A 19,425-nucleotide genomic window follows, 5' to 3' on the forward strand; every position below is an offset into this window, starting at 1 on the left:
CTCCCGCGGCTCAGGGCGCCGGGCGGGGGGCGGAGGCGAAGCCCAACCGGCGCAGCATCACCTGCCGGATGGACGGGATGCGGAAGCGGAAGATGAAGGCATCCGCGAAGTAGTGCGCGAGCACGCACGCGAAGCCCAGCGAGGTCAGCGCGCGGAGCAGGGGATGCGCCTGCGCGCCGCCGCCGATGCCCAGCGAGCCGCGCATGGGGCCATCCAGCAGGAAGCCATGCACCACGCCCAGCGCGAACAGCGGGAGCATGGACGCGACCATCGCCGGCCAGATGAGCTTCTGGCTCAAGCGGGGGGCGTCTCCCTCGCGCGGCTCCAGCATGCGGGCGCTGAGGACGTAGTACTCCAGGCCGTGCATGCCCGGGAGCATCACGTAGCCCCAGGACGGGGCCACGAGCGCGAGCCCGGTCGCCGTGGCCATGCCCAGGAGGTAGAGCACCTTGGGTCCGCTGGCGGCACCGGAGCGGAGCACGCTGCGGAAGAGCAGGAGGAAGTAGCCCAGCCAGACGGCGATGAGCACGGGCAGCGTCTGCCACGGCAGGACGGCGCCCTGGCCCACGTCGAGGTAGGCGGGGGCGCCGGGCGCGGCGGACTCGGCGACGAAGAAGATGCGGACGAGGAGGACGGAGAGGAGCAGCGGGACGTAGAGCTGCTGGAGCTTGCGCTCGAGCGGGGAGGGCGGGGACAGGCCCTCCTGTCCGCCACGCAGGCCGTGCAGGGACCACAGACCCCGGTGCTGCGACAGGGTGTGGTGCATGCCGAAGACGTTGAAGATGACTGCGACGGCGAAGGTGTGGATGGAGCGGTCGGCGTAGAAGGTGAAGAACAGCGCGGCGCCAACGGCAAGCATGGCCAGGGCACCGGCGAGGATGGTGCGCGGCTGCTTGGGGGCGGCGGTCAGCACGTCGCGGTGCACGCCGAAGAGCAGGAACGTGAGGATGACGTGTGTGGCATTGCCCAGGAGGTTCTGGGCGGTCCATCCCAGGAGCCGGTGGGCATTGTCCGCGGCGTCCGGGGCGAGGAACGTGCTGGCGAAGGCCGCCACCAGGGTCAGGGCCAGGGGGATGCCCAGGATGGCCAGGTCGGCCCGGGGAGAGAACAGCCACAGGCGGCGAAAGCGCAGGGTGCCGGACGCGGCCGGCGTGTCCTGCTCCGTGGCGGTGGCGACTCCGGGGCTCAGCGGTGTCATGGGACTGGGAGTATACCGGGTCTCCAGGGGGCCAGGACCCGAGCCACCCTGCCTGCCGAGGCGGGAGGCGGGGAGAGCGTGCCCAGGAGTGGTTCAAGCCGATGGAGGTGGGACGGATGATCGGGAGACGGGGGATTCAGATTGCTTCGCTGACTCCCAGTTCATACAGGGAGTGGCTGCGCCTGACGGCGTTCTGCCTCGTGATGGTCGCCATCAACGCCGTATTGGCCTGGGGACGATCGCTCATCGGGGGACCTGTGTTCTGGGTGCTCTGGGCCGTATGGCTGGCCTGCACGGTGTTCTATCTGGGGCGGCGTGTCTGGCTGATTCGTGTCTCACGCGCTTCGACCTTCGACGACACCGACGAGCGGCTGTGGAATGGCTTCCAGCTGTTGGGCCTGGCCACCTTCGCGGTGAGTTGGACCAGCGGCGCCGTCTACCACCGTTGATGCGGCATGACTGCATGTGTAGACACTGCCGGAGGCGTTGTTGACGACCGGTGGTAGGGGAGGTGGGCCATCAACAGGACCACGGTGTGGACTCTCGCGGCAGGCTTGCCGATCCTCATGGCGATTCCTGTGCTTACCATCGCTGTGTCGGGAAGAACGCGAATCGTCCTCGTGAATGAAGCCGGGAGGGAGCTGCGTGTCTTGACTGCCCGGATTCCTGGCGAGGAATGTGTTTTTGAGAAGGTTCCAGTTCATGGCCGTGTCGTCTGTCAGGGACGGGCGAACGCGGATGGATACCTGTCCATCGACCTGGAGCTCACGGATGGCGGCAAGACCGGGTTGGAATCCACCGCGTTCGTGAATCCGCTGATCGGACTGCGAGGCGTCGTCACCGTGAATGCGGACGGTGGGATCCGCGTGCAGGAGGACTGAGTCGTGGGACTCTATCTGTGTCTTTGAAGATGATGATGAGCTGGAGTTGGCGGGAGCGATTTGAAGACCGGAGGGACGAGGCACCATGCGGCAGCAGTCCAGACAGGCCTCTTTTCGGAGCTGGTTCCCCCAGCGGGCCGAGATGCTGCAATGAAATCATCTGCTCGCGGGCTTCCCCGGTTGGGGCTTATTGGATTGCTGTGCTGGTTCGTGCCGTCGGTGGGCGTCACGCTCGTGCTATATTGCCTCGGTCTTTTCGGGCTCTCGCAGTTGACCAAGTACCCCTTCCCTGGGGACCCACCTGTCGCGGACCTGAACACGGAACTCGCGCTCTACGGGTGGCCGTTCATCCTTGTCGGCTATTGCTTCTTCTTCGTCGCCCGGAAGGAGCCCGCCCGGATCATCCAGCTCTGGCGAAACGTGCTCCATCCGTTGACCTTGCTGTCATTCCTGGCGATAGCGCCGTCCTTTGCGCTGGTTGCCGTCAGGCATTGGGGGGAATGGAGCGACCTCAAAGCCATGCTTCAGGTCCACGAGGCCCGGGTCCGTGCACTCTCAAGCCGGGCCGATGGGACCTTGTCGCAAGATGAGTTCGCGCGGGCGAAGGCGTGGTTCCAGGAGCAGCCCGTCACCTTCCGCTTCGCGTTGAAGTCTGAACCCGTGAAGCTTCGCCTCATGATGACCATCCCTCCCTACGTCGGGGTCGATTTCAGGGACGGAGGGGCTGCGGTCTTCGACCCGGTGACGATGGCCTGCATCTCCTCGGATTGAGGCTGGAGCCCTGCATGGGTCCGTCCCTCAGGGACTCTACGTAGGGGACGGGGTTCATCCTCCACCTACCCCGTGCTAAAACGGGAAGGTCCATGGAAGGCCGACTGCTTCTGAAGAACTGCGCCGTGTTCCGTGCGGACGGTCGCGTCCGTCACGGCATGGCCGTCGTGGTCGAAGAGGGCATCATCCGCCGCGTCGCCCCCGACGCCGAGGTGCCCGTGCTCCCCGGTGACTGGGAAGTGGCGTGTCGCGGCCGGCTCGTCGCTCCCGGGCTCGTGGACTGTCACTCGCACATGGTCAACGGGCAGCTGTTGCCCCCCAATGGCGACTTCCTCCTGCGCCAGCCCCGCTCGCGCCTGGAGCGCATGCGCGGGGTGGCCAACCTCCTCACCGCCGAGGACGTGGAGATCCTCACCCGCTTCGCCGCCGCCCGCGCGCTGCTCGATGGCGTCTCCCTCGTCGTGGACCACCTGTCGTGCCCCACCGACGTCGCTGGCGGCCTGGAGGCCCAGGCCCGCGCCGCGAACACGCTCGGCATCCGCCTGGTCACGTCCCACTCCACGCACAGCCTGGATGGCGCCGCCGTGGCCGACTCCCAGGCGGACGCCAACGCGGACTTCGTCCGTCGCTACCGCGAACACCCTCGCGTCCGTGGCGCCCTGGGCTTCCATGCGTCCTACACCTGCGAGGACTCCCTCCTGTCCCGCATCGCCGGACACCGCCAGGAGCTGAACGCATCCGTCGTCTTCCACCTCGCGGAGAACGAGGACGACCTCTCCACCACCTACGCCACGCATGGCCGCCGCGTCGTGCCCCGCCTGGACGCGCTGGGCCTCCTGGGGCCTCACGCCATCGCCGGCTATCCCCGCGCCGTGGAGCGCTCCGAGGCGGAACGGCTGGCCGCCTCCGGCACCTTCATCGCCCTCACGCCTCGCGCCACCCGCTCCATGGACCGCGCGGCTGAATCCGCCGACGGCGCGCTGTCCAGCCTCCACCTCGTGGGCCTGGGCACCGGCGGCCATGGCACCCTCCAGGAGGAGCTGGCCGGGGCGCTCGTCAGCATGCTGTCCCTGGCGCGCTCCGGGCGCATGCCGGACCTGGATGACTCGCTGGCGCACCTGTTCGTCAGCGGCCCCGCGGAACTCTGCACCCGCCTGTATGGCAAGCCTTCGGGCGGCGTGGACGAGGGCAGCATCGCGGACCTCGTCGTCTACGACGCCATCCCCGCCGCCGACCCGGAGACGGGCTACTCGCCCTTCCTCCTGGGCCAGCTCGTCGCCGCCCGCGTGGCGTGGACCATCGTCGATGGCCGCGTCTGCGTCCGCGAAGGGCAGCTCCTGGGCAGCGACTACGTGGACCTGGCCCGCGACGCCGCCGCGGCGCTCGCTCGCGTCTGGTCCCGCGCACGGCTGGGTTCGTAGGGTAGAAGGGGCGCGTGAGTGCCCTGCCTCCCCGCCTCGTGGACCTGCTGCGTGCTTCCCGCGCCCGCCGGGGTCCGCTGCTCGCCGACCCCGCGACCTCCGCGTTCCGCCTCCTGAACGGCGCCGCGGACGGCGTGCCCGAAGTGACGGCGGACGTCTTCGGCGACGTCGTCGTGGTCAGCCTCTACCGCGACCTCACCGACGCGGAAGAGGCCACGCTGCTCGATGCCGCTGTCTCCGCGTGGACACCCCGGAGCGTCTACCTGAAGCGCCGTCCCCGTGAGGCGCGCGTGCTCGCCAACGTGGCGAAGGACGCGCTGGCTCCGGAGTCCGCCGCTCGGGGGGAGCCCGTGGAGGACTTCGTCGCGAAGGAGAACGGCCTGTCCTTCCACATCCGCCCCGGACAGGGCCTCTCCGTGGGGCTCTACCTGGACATGCGCGACACCCGCGCGTGGCTCCAGGCCCAGGCCTCTGGACTCACCGTCCTCAACCTCTTCGCGTACACGTGCGCCTTCGGCGTCGCCGCGACCGCTGGGGGCGCGAAGCGTGTGCTCAACATGGACGCCAGCCGCCGCGTGCTGGAGTGGGGCGAGGAAAACGCGCGCCTCAACGGTCAATCCGTGGACCGCTACGACTACGTGGCTGGCGATGTCTTCGATTGGCTCGGACGGCTCGCGAAGAAGGGGGAAGTCTTCGACGTCGTGGTCGCGGACCCTCCGTCGTTCTCCACCACGAAGACGACGCGCTTCTCCGCCGCTCGCGACTACGCCCGGCTGGCCGAGGCCGCCGCGAAGGTGGTGGCTCCCAAGGGTCGCCTGGTCGCCTGCTGCAACCTGGCGGGACTGCCTTCGCGCCGGTTCGAAACGATGGTGCTGGAGGGCGTGACGCGGGCAGGCAGGACGGGGAAGGCAGTGGGGTCGCTCGGTCCCTCGGGGCTCGACTTTCCGGCCCCTTCTGGTGAGGAACCGGCGCTCAAGGTGCACGTCGTCCAACTTCGTTAGCGCCTCCGGGCGGGGCGCGGCTACATTGCTTCCATGGCTCCCGCCGCCTCCTCGCCCCCGCGCGACGCGTTCCGCTTCGGCAACTACCGGCTCATCGACCGGATTGCTGTAGGGGGCATGGCAGAGATCTTCCTCGCGCACCAGGTGGATGCCCGTGGCGATGAGACGCCCATCGTCATCAAGCGCATCCGTCCGCACCTGTCCAAGCACGCGGCCTTCGTGAAGATGTTCCTCAACGAGGCGCGGCTGGCCGCCCAGCTCAACCACCCCAACATCGTGCAGATCCACGACCTGGGGAAGATCGTCGACAGCTACTTCATCGCCATGGAGTACGTGTCCGGCCGCGACATGCGCCGCGTCGTGCCCAAGGCCGAGTCGCTGGGGATTCCCTTCCCCATGGTGTACGCGCTGAAGATTGCCTCCTGCGTCTGCGCGGGCCTGCACTACGCGCACCAGAAGAAGGACCGCCACGGCAATCCCCTCAACATCGTCCACCGCGACGTGACGCCGGAGAACATCATCGTCGCGTTCGACGGCTCGGTGAAGGTGCTCGACTTCGGCATCGCCAAGGCCGCCAACCAGGTGGAGGAGACGCGCTCGGGGGAAATCAAAGGCAAGCTCAGCTACCTCTCCCCGGAGCAGTGCCTGGGCCGGCCGCTGGACTGCCGCAGCGACATCTTCTCGCTGGGCACCGTCCTCTACGAGTGGCTCACCGGCTTCAAGCTCTTCACCGGCGACTCCGACGTCGCCGTCATGCGCAGCATCACCGAGGCGAAGATCTACGCGCCGTCGTACTTCCGCGAGGACCTGCCGGAGCGCGTGGAGGCCATCCTGATGCGCGCGCTCGCCCGCGACCGCGAGCGCCGCTACCAGACCGCACTGGACATGCAGCGCGACCTGGATGCCTTCCTGGACGCGTATGACTTCACGCCCACGCCGCTGCACCTGGCCAACTTCGTCAAGCAGCTCTTCGAGGATGAGCGCCCGCAGGAACTGAAGCGGCTGTCCACGCGCCAGTCCTCCGCGCCCACGTCGGAAGTGGCGCTGGAGCTGTCGGAGGTGGCGGCGTCCGTGGACGGCCCGCCCACGGAGGCCATGCGCCTGGACGAGGGCACCGCCACCGAGCCGCGCCTGCTCGCGCTGCCGTTGGACCCCGCGCTGTACGAGAAGCTGGAGGCCCAGGCCCGGAAGGCGAATGTCTCCGTGGCGAAGCTCGCGGCGGATGTGTTGGAGGGCTGGCTGAAGACGCGCTGATCCGCGTGTCTTTGGTTGCCGCACTCATGCCCCGGCTGAAGCTGACGCTCGAATACGAAGGCACCCGGTACGTGGGCTGGCAGGTGCAGCCCAATGGCCCGTCCATCCAGTCCACGCTCCAGGACGCGCTCCAGAAGCTCCTGGGCGAACGCGTGTTCGTGGCCTCCGCCGGCCGCACCGACGCGGGTGTGCACGCGACGGGGCAGGTGGCCTGCTTCGACTCGCCTCGCGTGCTGCCGATGAAGGCATACACGATGGGACTCAATGGCATCCTCCCGCCGGACATCGCGGTGGTGGCCGCGGAGGAGGTGGCGCCGGAGTTCGACCCGCGCCGTTGGTCGCGCGGCAAGCGCTACCGCTACCGGCTGAGCAACCGGCGCACGCGGTCTCCGCTCTTGCGCACGACGCACTGGGAGGTGTTCGCTCCGCTGGACGTGGAGGCCATGCGCCGCGCGTCGCAGGCGCTGCTGGGACGGCACGACTTCTCCGCATTCCGCGCCGCGGACTGCCAGGCGAAGCACGCGGTGCGCGAGGTGCGGCAGGTGCGCGTGGAGGGAACCTCCGGCGACACCATGGCCGTCGTGGTGGAGGGCACCGCGTTCCTCAAGCACATGGTGCGCAACCTGGTGGGCACGCTGGTGGAGGTGGGCAAGGGCCGCCGTCCCGAGGCCTGGGTGGCGGAGGTGCTGGCCTCGCGCGAGCGCAAGCTGGCGGGGGCCACCGCGCCGCCTCAGGGGCTGGTGCTGGAGGAGGTCTTCTACGGCGACGGCCCGCCCCCTCGCTCGGCGGGGGACGCGGCTATCGGGGAAGAGGACGAAGGGTGAGAGTGCGCTAGGCTTTGCGGCCGTGAGCTCCAAACCCGGTGTCCTCGAGCCCCTGCGCGTCCGCGTCCGCCGTTTCCAGTTCATCGTCGGACTGGGCTTCCTGTCGCTGGTGCTGGGGGCGATGCTCAGCGTGTCGCTGGTGTTGCGCCTGCACTCGCGGGTGAACGCGCTGCCCTCCGACTTCCTGCGCATCCCGGTGGCGGTGGTGCTGGAGGACCTGTGGGTGCTCGCGGTGCTGCCGGCGCTCTGCTACGGCGCGGCCCGCATCGTCGCGCTGCGCACGTGGACCACGGCCGTGGGGGCCGCGGTTTCGGGGGGCGTGTTCGTGGTCGCGCTCAACTTCGTGCGCGACGGCATGGACGGCCTCACCACGGGCTGGAGCTTCGCGTCGGGGCTGCGAATCGTGGCCTTCGTGGGCGGCATCCTGCTGAGCGCCCGGGCCATCCGCGCGGGCCGTGCCGCCGCCGAGCGGGGCTCCGCCGCCGCCCAGGAGAAGGCCGCCGCTCGTAAGTCGGAGTACGACGAGTTCCTCAAGGCCGCTGAGGCCGCAGGGGAGCGACTGGAGCAGCGCGAGGGTGGCGCCGCCGCAGAAGCTCCGGCTCCGTCAGGGAGCGCGCCTGTGGGGGATTCCGCCGCGACGCAGGGAACGGCCTCCGCTGCCACCTCCACCGTCGAATCCGAGGGGAATTCCTCCTCCTCGGGCGACGTGCCGAAGACGCCAGCGGCCTGAACACGTGGGCGAGACCGGGTGACGCCCGGCCTCGACGTGAAGGGCCCGAGCGACAAGGGCGGCTCCGGCTCCGTGCCGAAGCCGCCCTGGGTTCACGGTGCTACGGGTAGCAGGCCGCCTGGCGCAGGCCGGTGTCCTCGGGGAAGCCGAGGGCCACGTTGAAGTTCTGCACCGCCTGCCCGGCCATGCCCTTCACCAGGTTGTCCAGCGCCGCCATCACCGCCACGGAGCGGCCCTTCGTCGCCACGGAGATGTCGCAGAAGTTGCTGCCCGCGACGGCCGCCACGCGCGGCGTGCCCTCCACGATGCGCACGAACTTCGAGCCCTCGTAGTAGCGGCGGTACTTCTCCGTCAGCGACTGCGTCACCACCGCGCCGCCGTGCTCCGGCCACTCGAACTGCACCGTGGCGAAGATGCCGCGCACCATGGGCGCCGAGTGCGGCACGAAGGCCAGCCGGTGCCGCTGCGCGCCGTGCGCCACCAGCATCACCTCCACCTCCGCCTCGTGCTGGTGCTCCAGCGGCTTGTACGCGCGGAAGTCGTGCGCGCGCGTCGGGTGGTGCGTGCCCTCGCCCGGCAGCGAGCCGGAACCGGACGAGCCCGTCACGCCCGACACCGCCAGAAGCCCCAGCCCCGGCGTGGCCGCGATAGGCAACAGCGCCAGCTGCACCGCCGTCGCGAAGCAGCCCGGGTTGGCGATGCGCTTCGCCGTCTTCACCTGCTCACGCTTCCACTCCGTGAGGCCGTAGGTGAACGTGCCCAGGAGCTCCGGGGACGGGTGCGGCCGGCCGTAGGCGCCCGCGTACCGGCCCGGGTGGTCCAGGCGGAAGTCGGACGACAGGTCCACCAGCAGCATCCGGTCCGTGAGCCCCACGTCCGCCCACTGCTTCTCCAGGCCCGCGAACTGCGTCGCCAGGTCGCCGTGGCCCAGCGCGCTGAACACCACCGGGCGCTGCGAGTCCGCCAGCCAGCGCCAGTCCGGCTCCGCCTCGAAGCGGCCGTCCACCAGCCCGCGCAGGTGCGGGTGCACCTTGTGGATGGGGGACCCCGCGTGGTGCCGCGACACCACGCGGATGCCGGCGTTGCCGGGGTGGCCCGCGAGCAGCCGCAGCAGCTCGCCTCCGCCGAAACCGGAGGCCCCCAGGATGTAGATGTGCGCAGGCGACGTCATGACTTCCTCCCCGCGCCCAGCTTGGGCGCGAGCTTCTCCACGATGAGATTCCCCAGGGCGTTCGGATCCGCGCGCGCGTTGCGAGCGGGCAACCCCACCACCTGCTCCACGAAGCGCACGCCCACCGCGTTGTCCGTGGCGGGCCCGGCCACCATGTCCATCTCGATGCCGTACACCTCACGCAGGTGGCGCACGCCGCCGGCCGCGCCCACCGGGTCGTTCGCGCACAGGATGAACGCGCCGCCCAGCGCCTTGAGCTCCGGGTCCGCCAGGATGGCCTGCACGCCGTACTCACCCATGATGCCGTCGCCCGTCTCCGCGACGATGACGTCCACCTCCTGGGCCGCCATCTCCGAGAAGACAATCCGCGCCACCTTGGACGCCGTGCGCGCCCCGGTGCACACGACGCCCGCGTCGGTGAAGTCCATCACCACGTCCGCGCCGCTGTCCTGCATGGACAGCGTGTCGCGCATCAGCGACACGCCGGTGAGCTTGGCGCCGCCCACGCGGTAGCCCGCCTGGGACAGCTTCCGCACCACCACGCTGGCCGCGTACGTCTTGCCCGCGTTCATGCAGGTGCCCACCACGTACACCACCGGGCACGTCACCGCCCTCGACGTGCCCTTGAGCGCGCCGGTGGAGATGTGCGCGTGCTGGCCCGCGCGCGACTGGAACTCCGGGAAGGTGAGGACCTGGCCCAGCACCTCCGCCTCGAACGGCGGCCCCACGCCCGGGTTGTGCGAGGTGCACTTCCCGATGACGCCGCCCATGTTGAGGATGTTGAGCTTGTCGCCCACCGTGACGGACGCGGGGACGATGCCCTCGTAGCCGTGCAGGGCGTTGCGGTGGCCCAGCGCGCCCACGACGATGTCGCCCGCATGGAGCGTGACGAGCCGGCCGTTCACGTCCTCCAGCTGGTTGTAGACGCTCTTCTCCCCGTGGATGCGCACCGCGATGACGGCGCCTTCCTCGCACCGCACTTCATCCGTGAGGTGCACCGTGCGCCCCACCTGGAGGTTGCGCGTGACACTGCCCACCTTGTCGACGTGGATCTTCATGTCGTCACTTCGCTTTCTGCGAGAGCATCTGCGCGACGCCGTAGAGCTTGGCGAACCCCGCCGCTTCCGTCCCCGTCCACAACACGTTGGCCTCTCCGTACGTCGCCACCTTCGCGTCCATCAGCGAGTGCGGCGAACGCACGCCTTCCACGACGTGGGCGCGCGGGGTGAGCACCAGCTTCACCTCGCCCGTCACGCGGTCCTGCGAGGAGGCGAGGAACGCCTCCAGGTCCTTCACCAGCGGGTCGAAGAAGTGCCCTTCATGCAGCAGCGACCCGTAGAGGTTGCCCACCGTCTCCTTCCAGAAGAGCTGCTTGCCCGACAGCACCAGCTTCTCCAGCTCGCGGTGCGACGCGATGAGCAGGTGCGCCGCGGGCGCCTCGAAGCCCACGCGGCCCTTGATGCCCAGGATGGTGTCGCCCAGGTGCACGCCCCGGCCGATGCCGTACGGCCGGCCAATGGCATTGAGCCTCTCCACCACCTCCACCGCCGACAGCGCCTTGCCGTCGAGCGCCACCGGCACGCCCTTGTCGAAGGAGATGACGAGCGGCAGGGGCTTCAGGTCGGTGGGAATCTCGCCGCCGGGGAAGGCCGCTTCCGGCAGGGTGCTCCACGAGTCCAGCGTCTCGCGGCCGCCCACGGACGTGCCCCACATGCCCTCGTTGACGGAGTACGTGCCCGTCTTCGCCGGCAGGTGGAAGCCGCGCTCCGCGAGGAAGGAAATCTCCTGCTGGCGGGAGAGGGCCAGGTCGCGGATGGGGGTGATGAGCTGCAGCTGCGGCGCGAGCGTGCGGAAGGCCACGTCGAAGCGGACCTGATCATTCCCCGCGCCGGTGCTGCCGTGGGCCACGGCCTGCACGCCCAGCTTCTCCGCCATGCGCACCGCTTCCACGGCCTGGCAGGCGCGCTCGGCGGAGACGCTCAGCGGGTAGAGTTGGCCGCGCAGCACGTTGCCGGCGATGAGGAAGCGCAGGTAGCCCTGGAAGAGGGTGTCGCGCGCGTCCACCGTGTGGTGCGCCACCGCGCCCAGCTTCTGGGACAGGGCCTGGATGCGCTCCAGCTGCTCGGGCGGGAAACCGCCCGTGTCCACGGTGACGGTGGTGACGTCCCAGCCCTGCTCGCGCAGGTACACCGTGCAGAAGGCGGTATCGAGGCCGCCGGAGAACGCCAGCACCACGGACTTCTTGCTCATCTTCGGACTCCTGTTGCTGCGAAAGGGGGTGAGGAAGGTTTCAGGGGGCCCAGACGCGCGCGGCGGCCTCGGCCTGCTGTGCATGGGTGCGCGTGAGCCAGTCACGCGCGTCCGCCAGTTCCTCGCGCGCGGTGGCGAGGCCCAGGTTTCCAGCGCCACCCAGGTGGGTGGCCGTCAGCGCGCCGCGGTCCGGCTGGAAGCTGCCGTCGTTCAACTGACGGCCCACCTCCCGGTACGCGTCGCGGAAGGGCTGGCCCTTGGCCACGAGCGCGTAGGCGTGGTGCGCGGCGTAGAGCGTGTCGTCGCACGCCGCGCGAGCCTTCTCCGCGTTCACCTTCAACGCGGGCACCAGCCGCGCCAGCACCTCCAGCAGCGCCTTCGCGCTGGTGAGGGCCTGGAGGGTGGGGCGCTTCAGCAGCTGGAAGTCACGGTGGTAGCTGGAGGGAAGCCCACCGGCCACCGCCTCCACCTGATGCGCCAGGCCGCGCAGTTCGCGGCAGCGGCCCCGGGCCAGCTCCACCACGTCCGGGTTCTTCTTCTGCGGCATGATGGACGAGCCGGTCGTGAAGGCATCCGGCAGGGCCAGGAAGCCGAACTCGTCCATGCTGTAGAGCTGCACGTCCCAAAGCCACTTCTCCAGAGTGCCCGCTACCGAGCACGCCCAGGTGAGCAGCGCCGCTTCATGCCGCCCCCGACTGTCCTGCGCGTCGATGGGGCTGCGTTGAACTCGACTAAAACCGAGCAACCGCGCGACATATTCACGGTCGATGGGCAGCGGCACGCCGAAGCCCGCGGCGGCGCCCAGCGGGCAGCGGTCGAGCCGCCCCCACACGCCCTTCAGCGCCTCCAGCTCCTCCAGCAGTCCTTCGGCGAACGCCATGCCCCACAGGCCGAAGGTGGACGGCATCGCGCGGCGCAGGTGCGTGTAGCCTGGCAGGGGCAGGTCCGCATGCGCTTCCGCGAAGTCGAGGAACGTCCCCGCCAGCTCCGCCGTGCGCGCGCCCAGCGCGAGCAGTTCCTCGCGCATGAACAGGCGCAGGGCCAGCAGCACCTGGTCGTTGCGCGAGCGCGCCAGGTGGATGCGCTTGCCCGCCTCACCGGTGCGCTCCACGAGCGCCGCCTCCAGCGCGGTGTGGCCGTCCTCCTGCTCCGGGCGGATGGTGAAGCGGCCCGCGCGCGCCTCGTCGTGCAGCGCGTGCAGCGCGGCCACGAGCGAGCTGGCGGCCTCCGGCGCGAGCAGCCCCACGTGCGCGAGCATGCGTGCGTGCGCGGCGCTGCCCAGCGCGTCGTGCGGCACCAGCGACAGGTCCACCACGGGGTCGTCGCCCACGGTGAAGGCGTGGATGGCCGCGTCCAGCGGCTGGCCCTTGCCCCACAATGTCTCAGCCACGCGACACCTCCCCGGCATAGCCGTGCAGCAGTCGTCGATAGAACGCGAGCCCCGCCTCCAGCTCCGCGCGCGTGAGGTACTCGTTCGCCTGGTGGCTCCGCAGCGTGTCGCCCGGGCCCACCTTCACTGCTGGGACGTCGCCCAGGAACGCCCAGTCGGACGTGGTGCTGGAGCCCACGGTCGCCTGTCCGGACGCCGCCACCGCCGCGCGCACCAGCGGGTGCGACGCATCCGTGCCCTTGGGCAGGTAGCGCGCGGAGTGCACCACCACCTCGCTCTCCAGCGCCGCGCCCACGTCTTGCGCCACCTTCGCGTGGTCCATGCCCGGCGTGGTGCGCAGGTCCACGAAGAACTCGCACCGGTCCGGCACCTGGTTGCGCGCCAGGCCCCCGGACACCTGCGTCACCTGCGCCCGCGCCTCACCCAGCAGCGGGTGCGCGGGGAAGCGCAGCGCGGACACGGCCTGGATGTCCCGGGCCGCCTTGAGGATGGCGTTGTCCAGCCCGCCCGTGTGCGCGTGCGCGACGTGGCCGCTCTTGCCGTGCGCCACGCAGCGCAGGAGCAACATGCCCCGCTGCGCCGTACAGGGCTTGAGCGACGTGGGCTCACCCACGATGGCGGCGTCCAGCGGCCCCAGCGTGGACAACAGCGGCCCCAGCCCCTTGCCGCCCGTCTCCTCCTCGGCGGTGAGCGCGAAGACGCACTCGACACCGGAAGGCGCGCCTTCTTCGAGGAGCGCCTTCGCGGTGAGGAGCATGGCGGTGACGCAGCCCTTGGCGTCGTTGGCGCCCAGGCCGTAGAGCGTGTCGTCCTTCCACACGGCCTCGTGCGGCTCGGTCTCCCACCCGGCGCACGGCTTCACCGTGTCCAGGTGCGAGTTGACGAGCAGGCGCTTCGGACCGCTGCCCACGCTGAACCACACGTTGTGGCCCTGGCGGTGCACGCGGGCACCCCAGGACTCCGCATGGCCCGCGACGAGGTCCGCGATGCGGGCCTCGTCGCCGGAGACGCTGGGCGTGGCGACCAGCGCGGTGAGCAGCTCGGCGGGGTTCAACCCTTGGCCTCGCCGTGCTTCACCGGGTGCTCGCGCACGACCATGGTGCCGCTGCCCTCGTTGGTGAAGACCTCCTCCAACAGGGCGTCGGACTGCTTGCCGCTCACCAGGTGCACGCTGCCCACGCCGCCGACGAGCGCGTGGCGCATGGCGTGCGCCTTGGGACGCATGCCGCCCGTGAGCCGGCCTTCGGCCTCCAGGGACGCCAGGTCCGACAGCGTGGCCAGCGAGATGAGCGACGACGGGTCGGAGACGTCCTTGAGGAGCCCCGGCACCTCCACCATGAAGAAGAGCTTCTCCGCGTGCAGCGCCGCCGCCAGGGCCGCCGCCACCGTGTCCGCGTTGGTGTTGTAGACGGCGCCGTCCTGGCCTCCCGACAGCGGGGCGATGACGGGCACGTAGTCCGCGGAGCGCAGGTGCTCCACGACGCGCGTGTCCACCGACTCGATGTCGCCCACGAGGCCGTAGTCCACCATCCGGCCCTGCGTCTCGCCGGGCTCCGTCACCAGCACGGGCGGACGCTTGCGCGCCTTGATGAGGCCCGCGTCCACGCCGGACAGGCCCACCGCGGGCACGCCCGCGGCCTGGAGGTCCGCGAGCAGGTCCGTGTGCAGCTTGCCCGCGAGCACCATCTTCGCCGCGTCCAGCACGGGCGCGGAGGTGACGCGGCGGCCGGCCACCTTCTCGATGGGCAGGTGCAGGGCGTCACAGAGCGCGTCCAGCTCCGGACCGCCGCCGTGCACCACGACGGGGCGGATGGAGAAGGCCCACAGGAGGGCGATCTGCTCGCACGCCGTCTTGCGCGTGCGCGGATCCGTCAGCACGGCGCCGCCCAGCTTCACCACGAAGGTCTTGCTGCGGAACTGCTTCACGTACTTCGCCGCGTTGCGGAGTGCGGCGTACGGGTCGGGAGACAAGGGCACGGTGACCTCTAGAAAGTCGAAAGGGGACGAAGAAGGGTGGGGCGGTCGGCTTCGGGACTCAGCCGCCGCGCATCCAGGCCAGGAGGGCGCGCTGCACGTGGTAGCGGTTGCCCGCCTCGTCCACGACGCGGCTGCTCGCGTGATCCAGCACCTCGTCAGCGACCTCTACGTTGCGGCGCACGGGCAGGCAGTGCAGGAACGCCGCGTCCTTCGCGGCCTTCGCCATGTGCCGGCGCGTGGGCATCCACCCCGAGTACGACGCAAGCAGCGCCGCCACGTCCGTGGGCGTGCTCGCCGTCTGCGCCGTGGGGCCCCAGGACTTCGCGTACACGGCGCGGCTGCCCACCAGCGCCTCGTCCTGGTCGTGCGTGTACGTGATGCTGCCGCCGGTGGCCTTGGCGTACGCCTCCGCCTCCGCGCGCACGGCCGGGTGCAGGTCGAAGCCCGGCGGATGCGCCACGCGCACCTCGCAGCCCGCGGCCGCCGCGGACAGCAGGAACGAGTTGGGCACCGCCTTGGGCAGCGGCTTGATGTGCGGCGCCCAGGTGAGCGTCACCGGCAGCTTCTTCGTGGTGCCGAACGTCTCGCGCAGCGTGAGCGCGTCCGCCAGGCCCTGGCAGGGATGCTCGCGCGCGGACTCCATGCTCACCACCGGCACGGTGGCCCACTTGCGGAAGGCGTTGATGACGGGGTCGGCCTCGTCCTCCTCGTCACCGCCGCCCTGGGAGAACGTGCGGATGCCGAGCATGTCCACGAAGCGCGACAGGACGGGCGACGCCTCCTTGATGTGCTCCGCGCGGTCCGCGTTCATCACCGCGCCGGGCCGGTCCTCCAGCTTCCACACGCCAGAGCCCACGTCGAGCACGATGGCGTGCCCGCCCGCGCGCAGCATCACGGCCTCGAAGGACGTGCGCGTGCGCAGCGACGGGTTGAAGAACACCATGCCCAGGATCTTCCCCGGGAAGAGGGCCCCCGGATCCTTCTGCTTCCACGCGGCCGCCTGCGAGAGGACCGCCTCGACGCCTTCCGGGCCCAGGTCCTGGATGCGGGTGACATGCTTCATGGGCTTCGTGCTCCCCCGGCCGCGCCGGATGGATGGGGTACTGCTGAATATGCACTTGAATTCATGCATATTCGCTGAGGAGGCGCGGATATTATGCAGAACGGCGCAGCGCGCAAGAACATTCACTGGGATTTTTCATGCGCCTTGCGTGCGTATTCAGCCGCATGCATGGTGAACGTGAATGAACCTGGACGAGGCCATCCTTCAGCTCATCTCCCGGCAGGACGTTCCGGATCAGGCGGTGCTGCAGACGCTGCTGGAGGAGGCGGGGCACGCGCCCAGCCAGTCCACGCTGTCGCGGCGGCTGAAGAAGCTGAGCGTGCAGAAGGTGAACGGGCGCTACCAGCGCACGGAGCCGGCGGTGGTGCCGGTGCCGCTCGCGCCGAGCGTGACCATCATCGAGGCGCCGCCCAACATGCTCGTGCTGAAGACGGCGCCCGGCTACGCGCAGATCTTCGGGCTGGCGCTGGACCGCGAGGAGGTGGAGGGCCTGGCGGGCACCGTGGCGGGCGACGACACCATCTTCATCGCGGTGAGGGATCCGTCGTTGTTGCAGGACGTGCGCGAGGCGGTGGAGCAGCTCATCCAGCGCGGCCCGTGAACGGGAAGCGCCGCACGAGCTCCCACGGGCCTCCGAGGTAGCGCCAGAGCAGCAGCGCGGGTGCATGCGAGTCGAAGGCGGACCAGCCCGCGCCCAGCTCCGCGAGCGCGGCCTTTGCCTCTTCGGTGGTGGCCTTGTTCATCAGCGTGACGTGGGGCCGGAAGGGCTGACGGTCCTGCGGCGTGAGCCACTCCGCGAAGGCTCGCGACAGCTCGCGGTGGACGGGCGCGAGGCCCGGGGACTCCACGTCCACCGCCATGCCGCGCCCCAGACTGCGCAGCTTCGTGAAGCGCAGCGTGGGCGCGGGCCATTCGGTGACGACCTCGAGCGCGGCCTCCACGGCGTCGTGTTCCGACGCGGGCAGGTGGTGGAAGAGGGAGACGTGCGCGGGGATGACGTTGCGCTCGGGCGGGAAGTAGCGGCGGCGCAGGCCTTCCAGGCGCGCGAAGGTCTCCGGCTCCATCTCGGCGGTGACGAGCAGCGGGGCTTCGGAGGAGGATGTCATGAGCGCTCGCGCACTCTCGGCCTGGAGCTTCCGGTCCACAAGGCGCGCGAGGCACCTGTGTCCGCTGGGGGAGTCTCCATGACGTCCGTGTCCGTGGTGCGGCTGCCCGCCATGATCGTGGTGGGGTTGCAGGTGACGGGGACCTACGAGGCCTTGCGTCAGCGCATTCCCCAGGCATGGGCGGCCTTGCTGTCGCGGCTGCCGGAGCTCCCGCAGCGGGTGGACCCCGACGTGTTCCTCAAGGTGGAGCCACAGGGCGCGGACCTTCGGGGGCCGAATCGTGATGAACTCACCTGCTGGGTCGGCGTGGAGGTCCGCGCCATCGAAGAGGCGCCTCCAGGGATGAGCGCGATTCATGTCCCCGCGGGCGACTACGCGACGACGCGCGTGATGGGAGAGCCGGCCGCCGTGAACGCGGCGGCCTGGGACATCTTCCAGTGGGTGCGCCACAGCGGCCGGTCTCTCAGCATCGACGCTCCGGGACCGGAGCGGAACGCGGCCTACGCGGTGGAGCGCTACGACCCGCGGCGGCAGCGGGAGATGCCTCCCGCCGCCCCGTTCGACTACGACCTGTTCAAGGCGCTGGCGTGAGCGGACGCGCTCACTTCTGCGACGCGAGGAAGTTCCTCAGCCAGGTGTCGGCGTTGTTGCGGTACTCCGGAATCCGGCTGCGCTCGGCCGCGGCGAGGGCCTTCTTCACGCCCGGCGCGTCGAAGTCGTGGGTGTAGACCGGCGTGCCGGGCTGCTGGCGCCACGACTCGGAGAGGCTCCCCGCGTCGATGCCATCGAAGCCGAGCTCCTCCACGAGCTTGAGCACCTTCGCGCGGTGCTCGGGTGGATCCCCCGCGACCGGCAGCGCCACCCGTCCGGCCGTGCCCTTCGGCGTGCCCTTGGCCCCGAGGCTCTGGAAGAAGATGTTGTTGAAGGCCTTGATCACCGGGCGGCCGAGGAGCTTCGCGACCCACTCGCTCTCCGGCGTGCCGGCTTCGAGCTCCGGGATGCTTCCGTCGCGCACGGGGTAGTAGTTGCCCGTGTCGATGACGACGACGTCCTTGGGCACGTTCGCGAAGAGGCCCTTCGGCAGGTCGGGGACCGCCTTCTGGGGAATGGTCACGACGACGACCTCGCCGGCCTTCGCGGCCTCCTGCACGGTGACGGCCTTCGCGCCCGTCTCCTTCGCCAGCTCCCGGAGCGTCTCGGGGCCGCGGGAGTTCGCGATGGAGACCTCATGTCCCAGCTGCGTCCAGCGCCGCGCCAGGGTCCCGCCGATCAGCCCCGCGCCAATGATTCCGATCTTCATTGCGTCATCCTCCGGGAAAGTGCGCCCCACGACTCCAGGCGCCCGTCGGATGCGCGACCCGCGCCCGCGATGCGCAGGACCTAGCAGGTCTTCCGCAAATGGACGTCCACCGCCCCCCTGGTACGAGGGGGGCTTCCGTCCTGGCCGACGCATTCGCTAGCATTCCAGCTTAACCGGAGCTTGGGGCCCGGCCGGTGCCATGACGAACATTCCATCCGAGCTGGTCGCGGCATTCCGGGGAGCCGCGCGACCCCTGACCTCCGAAGAGGAGGCGGGGCTGCTGCCCCTGCTGCCCCTGCTCGTGGAGCGCTGCGAGGGGGCGTGGCCCGGCGTCAGGCTTGAGCCCGGGACCTTCCTCGCGCACCTGGGCCTGCACACGCCCGCGGGGGAGCCTCCCGCGCAGGCCCTGGCCACGATGCACTGCGAGGACCTGTATCTGGCGCTGGCGGCGTTGGAAGGGCAGCGGGCCGCGCTGGACGCGCTGGAGTCCAGCGTGCTGGTGCCCGCGGGCCGCGCGGTGCGCCGCGTGGAGGCCTCGGATGCCTTCGTGGACGAGGTGCTCCAGCTCACGCGCCTGCGGCTGTTGGTGGAGGAGGGGGGCCGCGCGCCGCGCCTCACGGAGTACGCGGGCCGGGGGCCGCTGCGGCGTTGGGCGGAGGCCGTGTCGCTGGGCATCGCGCTGTCGCTCAAGCGCAGGCCGGAGCGCAGCACGCCGCTGGATGACGCGCTCATCGCCGCGGACCTGGGCGCGGCGGATCCGGAGCTGGAGCACATCCGCCACCGCTACCGTCCCGCCTTCCGCGCCGCCTTCGCGGAGGCCCTGGCCGCGCTCTCACTCCGCGACCGCAATCTGCTGCGCATGGGGCTGGTGCAGGGCCTGGGCGTGGAGTCGCTGGGCGCCCTGCACCAGGTGCATGCCTCCACGGTGTCGCGGTGGATGGCAAAGGCGCGCGAAGCGCTGCTGGAACACACCCGCATGGCCCTGGCCCGGCGGCTCGCGCTCAACACCTCCCAGCTGGACAGCCTGCTGCGCGTGCTCGACGGCAGCCTGGAGATCAGCCTCGCGTCCCTCCTGAAGGAAGGGTGAG

At 70.3% G+C, this 19,425-nt stretch carries 21 protein-coding genes; 11 read left to right on the forward strand and 10 right to left on the reverse strand.

All coding sequences use genetic code 11. The features are described from left to right. Nucleotides 1–10: 10 nt before the first annotated feature. Nucleotides 11–1,198, reverse strand: a complete 1,188-nt coding sequence (locus D7W79_RS12510; protein ID WP_120525598.1) for a hypothetical protein — start codon at nt 1,196–1,198, stop codon at nt 11–13. Nucleotides 1,199–1,299: 101 nt separating this feature from the next. Here D7W79_RS12510 and D7W79_RS12515 point away from each other — a divergent pair, with 101 nt between their 5' ends. The 8 genes from D7W79_RS12515 (at nt 1,300) to D7W79_RS12545 (ending at nt 8,080) form a co-directional block, all read left to right on the forward strand. After that, on the forward strand, nt 1,300–1,647 hold the full coding sequence (locus D7W79_RS12515; protein WP_120525599.1) for a hypothetical protein: 348 nt from the start codon (nt 1,300–1,302) through the stop codon (nt 1,645–1,647). 117 nt (nt 1,648–1,764) lie between these two features. After that, nucleotides 1,765–2,079: a hypothetical protein gene (locus D7W79_RS43220; protein ID WP_147441902.1), complete on the forward strand. Its 315-nt coding sequence runs from the start codon at nt 1,765–1,767 to the stop codon at nt 2,077–2,079. A gap of 150 nt (nt 2,080–2,229) precedes the next feature. Next, the gene (locus D7W79_RS12520; RefSeq protein WP_147441903.1) at nt 2,230–2,850 is read left to right on the forward strand and encodes a hypothetical protein; all 621 of its coding nucleotides are present in this window, start codon (nt 2,230–2,232) and stop codon (nt 2,848–2,850) included. 92 nt (nt 2,851–2,942) lie between these two features. Continuing rightward, entirely contained in the window at nt 2,943–4,271 is a 1,329-nt protein-coding gene (locus D7W79_RS12525) for an amidohydrolase family protein (RefSeq protein WP_120525601.1), read from the forward strand. A gap of 14 nt (nt 4,272–4,285) precedes the next feature. Next, nucleotides 4,286–5,272, forward strand: a complete 987-nt coding sequence (locus D7W79_RS12530) for a class I SAM-dependent rRNA methyltransferase (protein WP_120525602.1) — start codon at nt 4,286–4,288, stop codon at nt 5,270–5,272. 33 nt (nt 5,273–5,305) lie between these two features. After that, nucleotides 5,306–6,526 (forward strand): serine/threonine protein kinase, encoded by a 1,221-nt coding sequence (locus D7W79_RS12535; RefSeq protein WP_120525603.1) that lies wholly within the window; start codon nt 5,306–5,308, stop codon nt 6,524–6,526. 26 nt (nt 6,527–6,552) lie between these two features. After that, on the forward strand, nt 6,553–7,350 hold the full coding sequence (truA, locus tag D7W79_RS12540) for a tRNA pseudouridine(38-40) synthase TruA (RefSeq protein WP_120525604.1): 798 nt from the start codon (nt 6,553–6,555) through the stop codon (nt 7,348–7,350). Nucleotides 7,351–7,372: 22 nt separating this feature from the next. Continuing rightward, nucleotides 7,373–8,080: a hypothetical protein gene (locus D7W79_RS12545; protein ID WP_120525605.1), complete on the forward strand. Its 708-nt coding sequence runs from the start codon at nt 7,373–7,375 to the stop codon at nt 8,078–8,080. Between the two features lie 100 nt (nt 8,081–8,180). On the opposite strand, the gene argC is transcribed toward D7W79_RS12545, so the two are convergent. Genes argC through D7W79_RS12580 form a run of 7 tightly spaced genes read right to left on the reverse strand, consistent with a single transcriptional unit; the run spans nt 8,181 to nt 15,931 of the window. Next, on the reverse strand, nt 8,181–9,251 hold the full coding sequence (gene argC, locus D7W79_RS12550; protein ID WP_120525606.1) for an N-acetyl-gamma-glutamyl-phosphate reductase: 1,071 nt from the start codon (nt 9,249–9,251) through the stop codon (nt 8,181–8,183). Next, nucleotides 9,248–10,309: a DUF1611 domain-containing protein gene (locus tag D7W79_RS12555; protein WP_120525607.1), complete on the reverse strand. Its 1,062-nt coding sequence runs from the start codon at nt 10,307–10,309 to the stop codon at nt 9,248–9,250. Before D7W79_RS12555 ends, argC begins: the two co-directional genes overlap by 4 nt. A 4-nt stretch (nt 10,310–10,313) precedes the next feature. Further along, nucleotides 10,314–11,501 carry an argininosuccinate synthase gene (gene argG, locus D7W79_RS12560; protein WP_120525608.1) on the reverse strand — a complete coding sequence of 396 codons (1,188 nt, stop codon included), beginning with the start codon at nt 11,499–11,501 and terminating at the stop codon, nt 10,314–10,316. 40 nt (nt 11,502–11,541) lie between these two features. Continuing rightward, nucleotides 11,542–12,891 (reverse strand): argininosuccinate lyase, encoded by a 1,350-nt coding sequence (gene argH / locus D7W79_RS12565; protein ID WP_208729714.1) that lies wholly within the window; start codon nt 12,889–12,891, stop codon nt 11,542–11,544. Continuing rightward, nucleotides 12,884–13,945 carry a M20/M25/M40 family metallo-hydrolase gene (locus D7W79_RS12570; protein ID WP_120525610.1) on the reverse strand — a complete coding sequence of 354 codons (1,062 nt, stop codon included), beginning with the start codon at nt 13,943–13,945 and terminating at the stop codon, nt 12,884–12,886. Before D7W79_RS12570 ends, argH begins: the two co-directional genes overlap by 8 nt. Beyond that, nucleotides 13,942–14,868, reverse strand: coding sequence for an acetylglutamate kinase (argB, locus tag D7W79_RS12575; protein WP_120525611.1), 927 nt, complete (start codon nt 14,866–14,868; stop codon nt 13,942–13,944). The genes D7W79_RS12570 and argB overlap by 4 nt, the downstream gene beginning before the upstream one ends. 58 nt (nt 14,869–14,926) lie before the next feature. Further along, complete coding sequence (locus D7W79_RS12580; RefSeq protein WP_120525612.1) at nt 14,927–15,931, reverse strand: N-acetylornithine carbamoyltransferase; 1,005 nt, start codon at nt 15,929–15,931, stop codon at nt 14,927–14,929. 181 nt (nt 15,932–16,112) lie between these two features. Between D7W79_RS12580 and D7W79_RS12585 the strand changes: the two genes are divergently transcribed. Next, nucleotides 16,113–16,532: an arginine repressor gene (locus D7W79_RS12585; protein WP_120525613.1), complete on the forward strand. Its 420-nt coding sequence runs from the start codon at nt 16,113–16,115 to the stop codon at nt 16,530–16,532. Here the strand turns inward: D7W79_RS12585 and D7W79_RS12590 are convergent. After that, nucleotides 16,513–17,037, reverse strand: a complete 525-nt coding sequence (locus D7W79_RS12590) for a 2'-5' RNA ligase family protein (RefSeq protein ID WP_120525622.1) — start codon at nt 17,035–17,037, stop codon at nt 16,513–16,515. The genes D7W79_RS12585 and D7W79_RS12590 overlap by 20 nt on opposite strands. Nucleotides 17,038–17,115: 78 nt before the next feature. On the opposite strand from D7W79_RS12590, the gene D7W79_RS12595 reads away from it, so the two are divergent. Further along, the gene (locus D7W79_RS12595; RefSeq protein WP_120525614.1) at nt 17,116–17,628 is read left to right on the forward strand and encodes a GyrI-like domain-containing protein; all 513 of its coding nucleotides are present in this window, start codon (nt 17,116–17,118) and stop codon (nt 17,626–17,628) included. Between the two features lie 10 nt (nt 17,629–17,638). Here the strand turns inward: D7W79_RS12595 and D7W79_RS12600 are convergent, their stop codons facing one another. Further along, the gene (locus D7W79_RS12600; protein WP_120525615.1) at nt 17,639–18,337 is read right to left on the reverse strand and encodes an NADPH-dependent F420 reductase; all 699 of its coding nucleotides are present in this window, start codon (nt 18,335–18,337) and stop codon (nt 17,639–17,641) included. Between the two features lie 199 nt (nt 18,338–18,536). On the opposite strand from D7W79_RS12600, the gene D7W79_RS12605 reads away from it, so the two are divergent. Further along, nucleotides 18,537–19,424 carry a hypothetical protein gene (locus tag D7W79_RS12605; protein WP_120525616.1) on the forward strand — a complete coding sequence of 296 codons (888 nt, stop codon included), beginning with the start codon at nt 18,537–18,539 and terminating at the stop codon, nt 19,422–19,424. The last annotated feature ends 1 nt before the right edge of the window (nt 19,425 follow it).

This window comes from Corallococcus exercitus (assembly GCF_003611585.1).
GTDB classification, from domain to species: Bacteria; Myxococcota; Myxococcia; order Myxococcales; family Myxococcaceae; genus Corallococcus; species Corallococcus exercitus.

Coding starts and splice junctions, on each gene's coding strand:
- D7W79_RS12510 (WP_120525598.1), bottom strand. CDS start 1,198: ATGACACCGCTGAGCCCCGGAGTCGCCACCGCCACGGAGCAGGACACG.
- D7W79_RS12515 (WP_120525599.1), top strand. CDS start 1,300: ATGGAGGTGGGACGGATGATCGGGAGACGGGGGATTCAGATTGCTTCG.
- D7W79_RS43220 (WP_147441902.1), top strand. CDS start 1,765: ATGGCGATTCCTGTGCTTACCATCGCTGTGTCGGGAAGAACGCGAATC.
- D7W79_RS12520 (WP_147441903.1), top strand. CDS start 2,230: ATGAAATCATCTGCTCGCGGGCTTCCCCGGTTGGGGCTTATTGGATTG.
- D7W79_RS12525 (WP_120525601.1), top strand. CDS start 2,943: ATGGAAGGCCGACTGCTTCTGAAGAACTGCGCCGTGTTCCGTGCGGAC.
- D7W79_RS12535 (WP_120525603.1), top strand. CDS start 5,306: ATGGCTCCCGCCGCCTCCTCGCCCCCGCGCGACGCGTTCCGCTTCGGC.
- truA (WP_120525604.1), top strand. CDS start 6,553: ATGCCCCGGCTGAAGCTGACGCTCGAATACGAAGGCACCCGGTACGTG.
- argC (WP_120525606.1), bottom strand. CDS start 9,251: ATGACGTCGCCTGCGCACATCTACATCCTGGGGGCCTCCGGTTTCGGC.
- D7W79_RS12555 (WP_120525607.1), bottom strand. CDS start 10,309: ATGAAGATCCACGTCGACAAGGTGGGCAGTGTCACGCGCAACCTCCAG.
- argG (WP_120525608.1), bottom strand. CDS start 11,501: ATGAGCAAGAAGTCCGTGGTGCTGGCGTTCTCCGGCGGCCTCGATACC.
- D7W79_RS12580 (WP_120525612.1), bottom strand. CDS start 15,931: ATGAAGCATGTCACCCGCATCCAGGACCTGGGCCCGGAAGGCGTCGAG.
- D7W79_RS12585 (WP_120525613.1), top strand. CDS start 16,113: ATGAACCTGGACGAGGCCATCCTTCAGCTCATCTCCCGGCAGGACGTT.
- D7W79_RS12590 (WP_120525622.1), bottom strand. CDS start 17,037: ATGACATCCTCCTCCGAAGCCCCGCTGCTCGTCACCGCCGAGATGGAG.
- D7W79_RS12595 (WP_120525614.1), top strand. CDS start 17,116: ATGACGTCCGTGTCCGTGGTGCGGCTGCCCGCCATGATCGTGGTGGGG.
- D7W79_RS12600 (WP_120525615.1), bottom strand. CDS start 18,337: ATGAAGATCGGAATCATTGGCGCGGGGCTGATCGGCGGGACCCTGGCG.
- D7W79_RS12605 (WP_120525616.1), top strand. CDS start 18,537: ATGACGAACATTCCATCCGAGCTGGTCGCGGCATTCCGGGGAGCCGCG.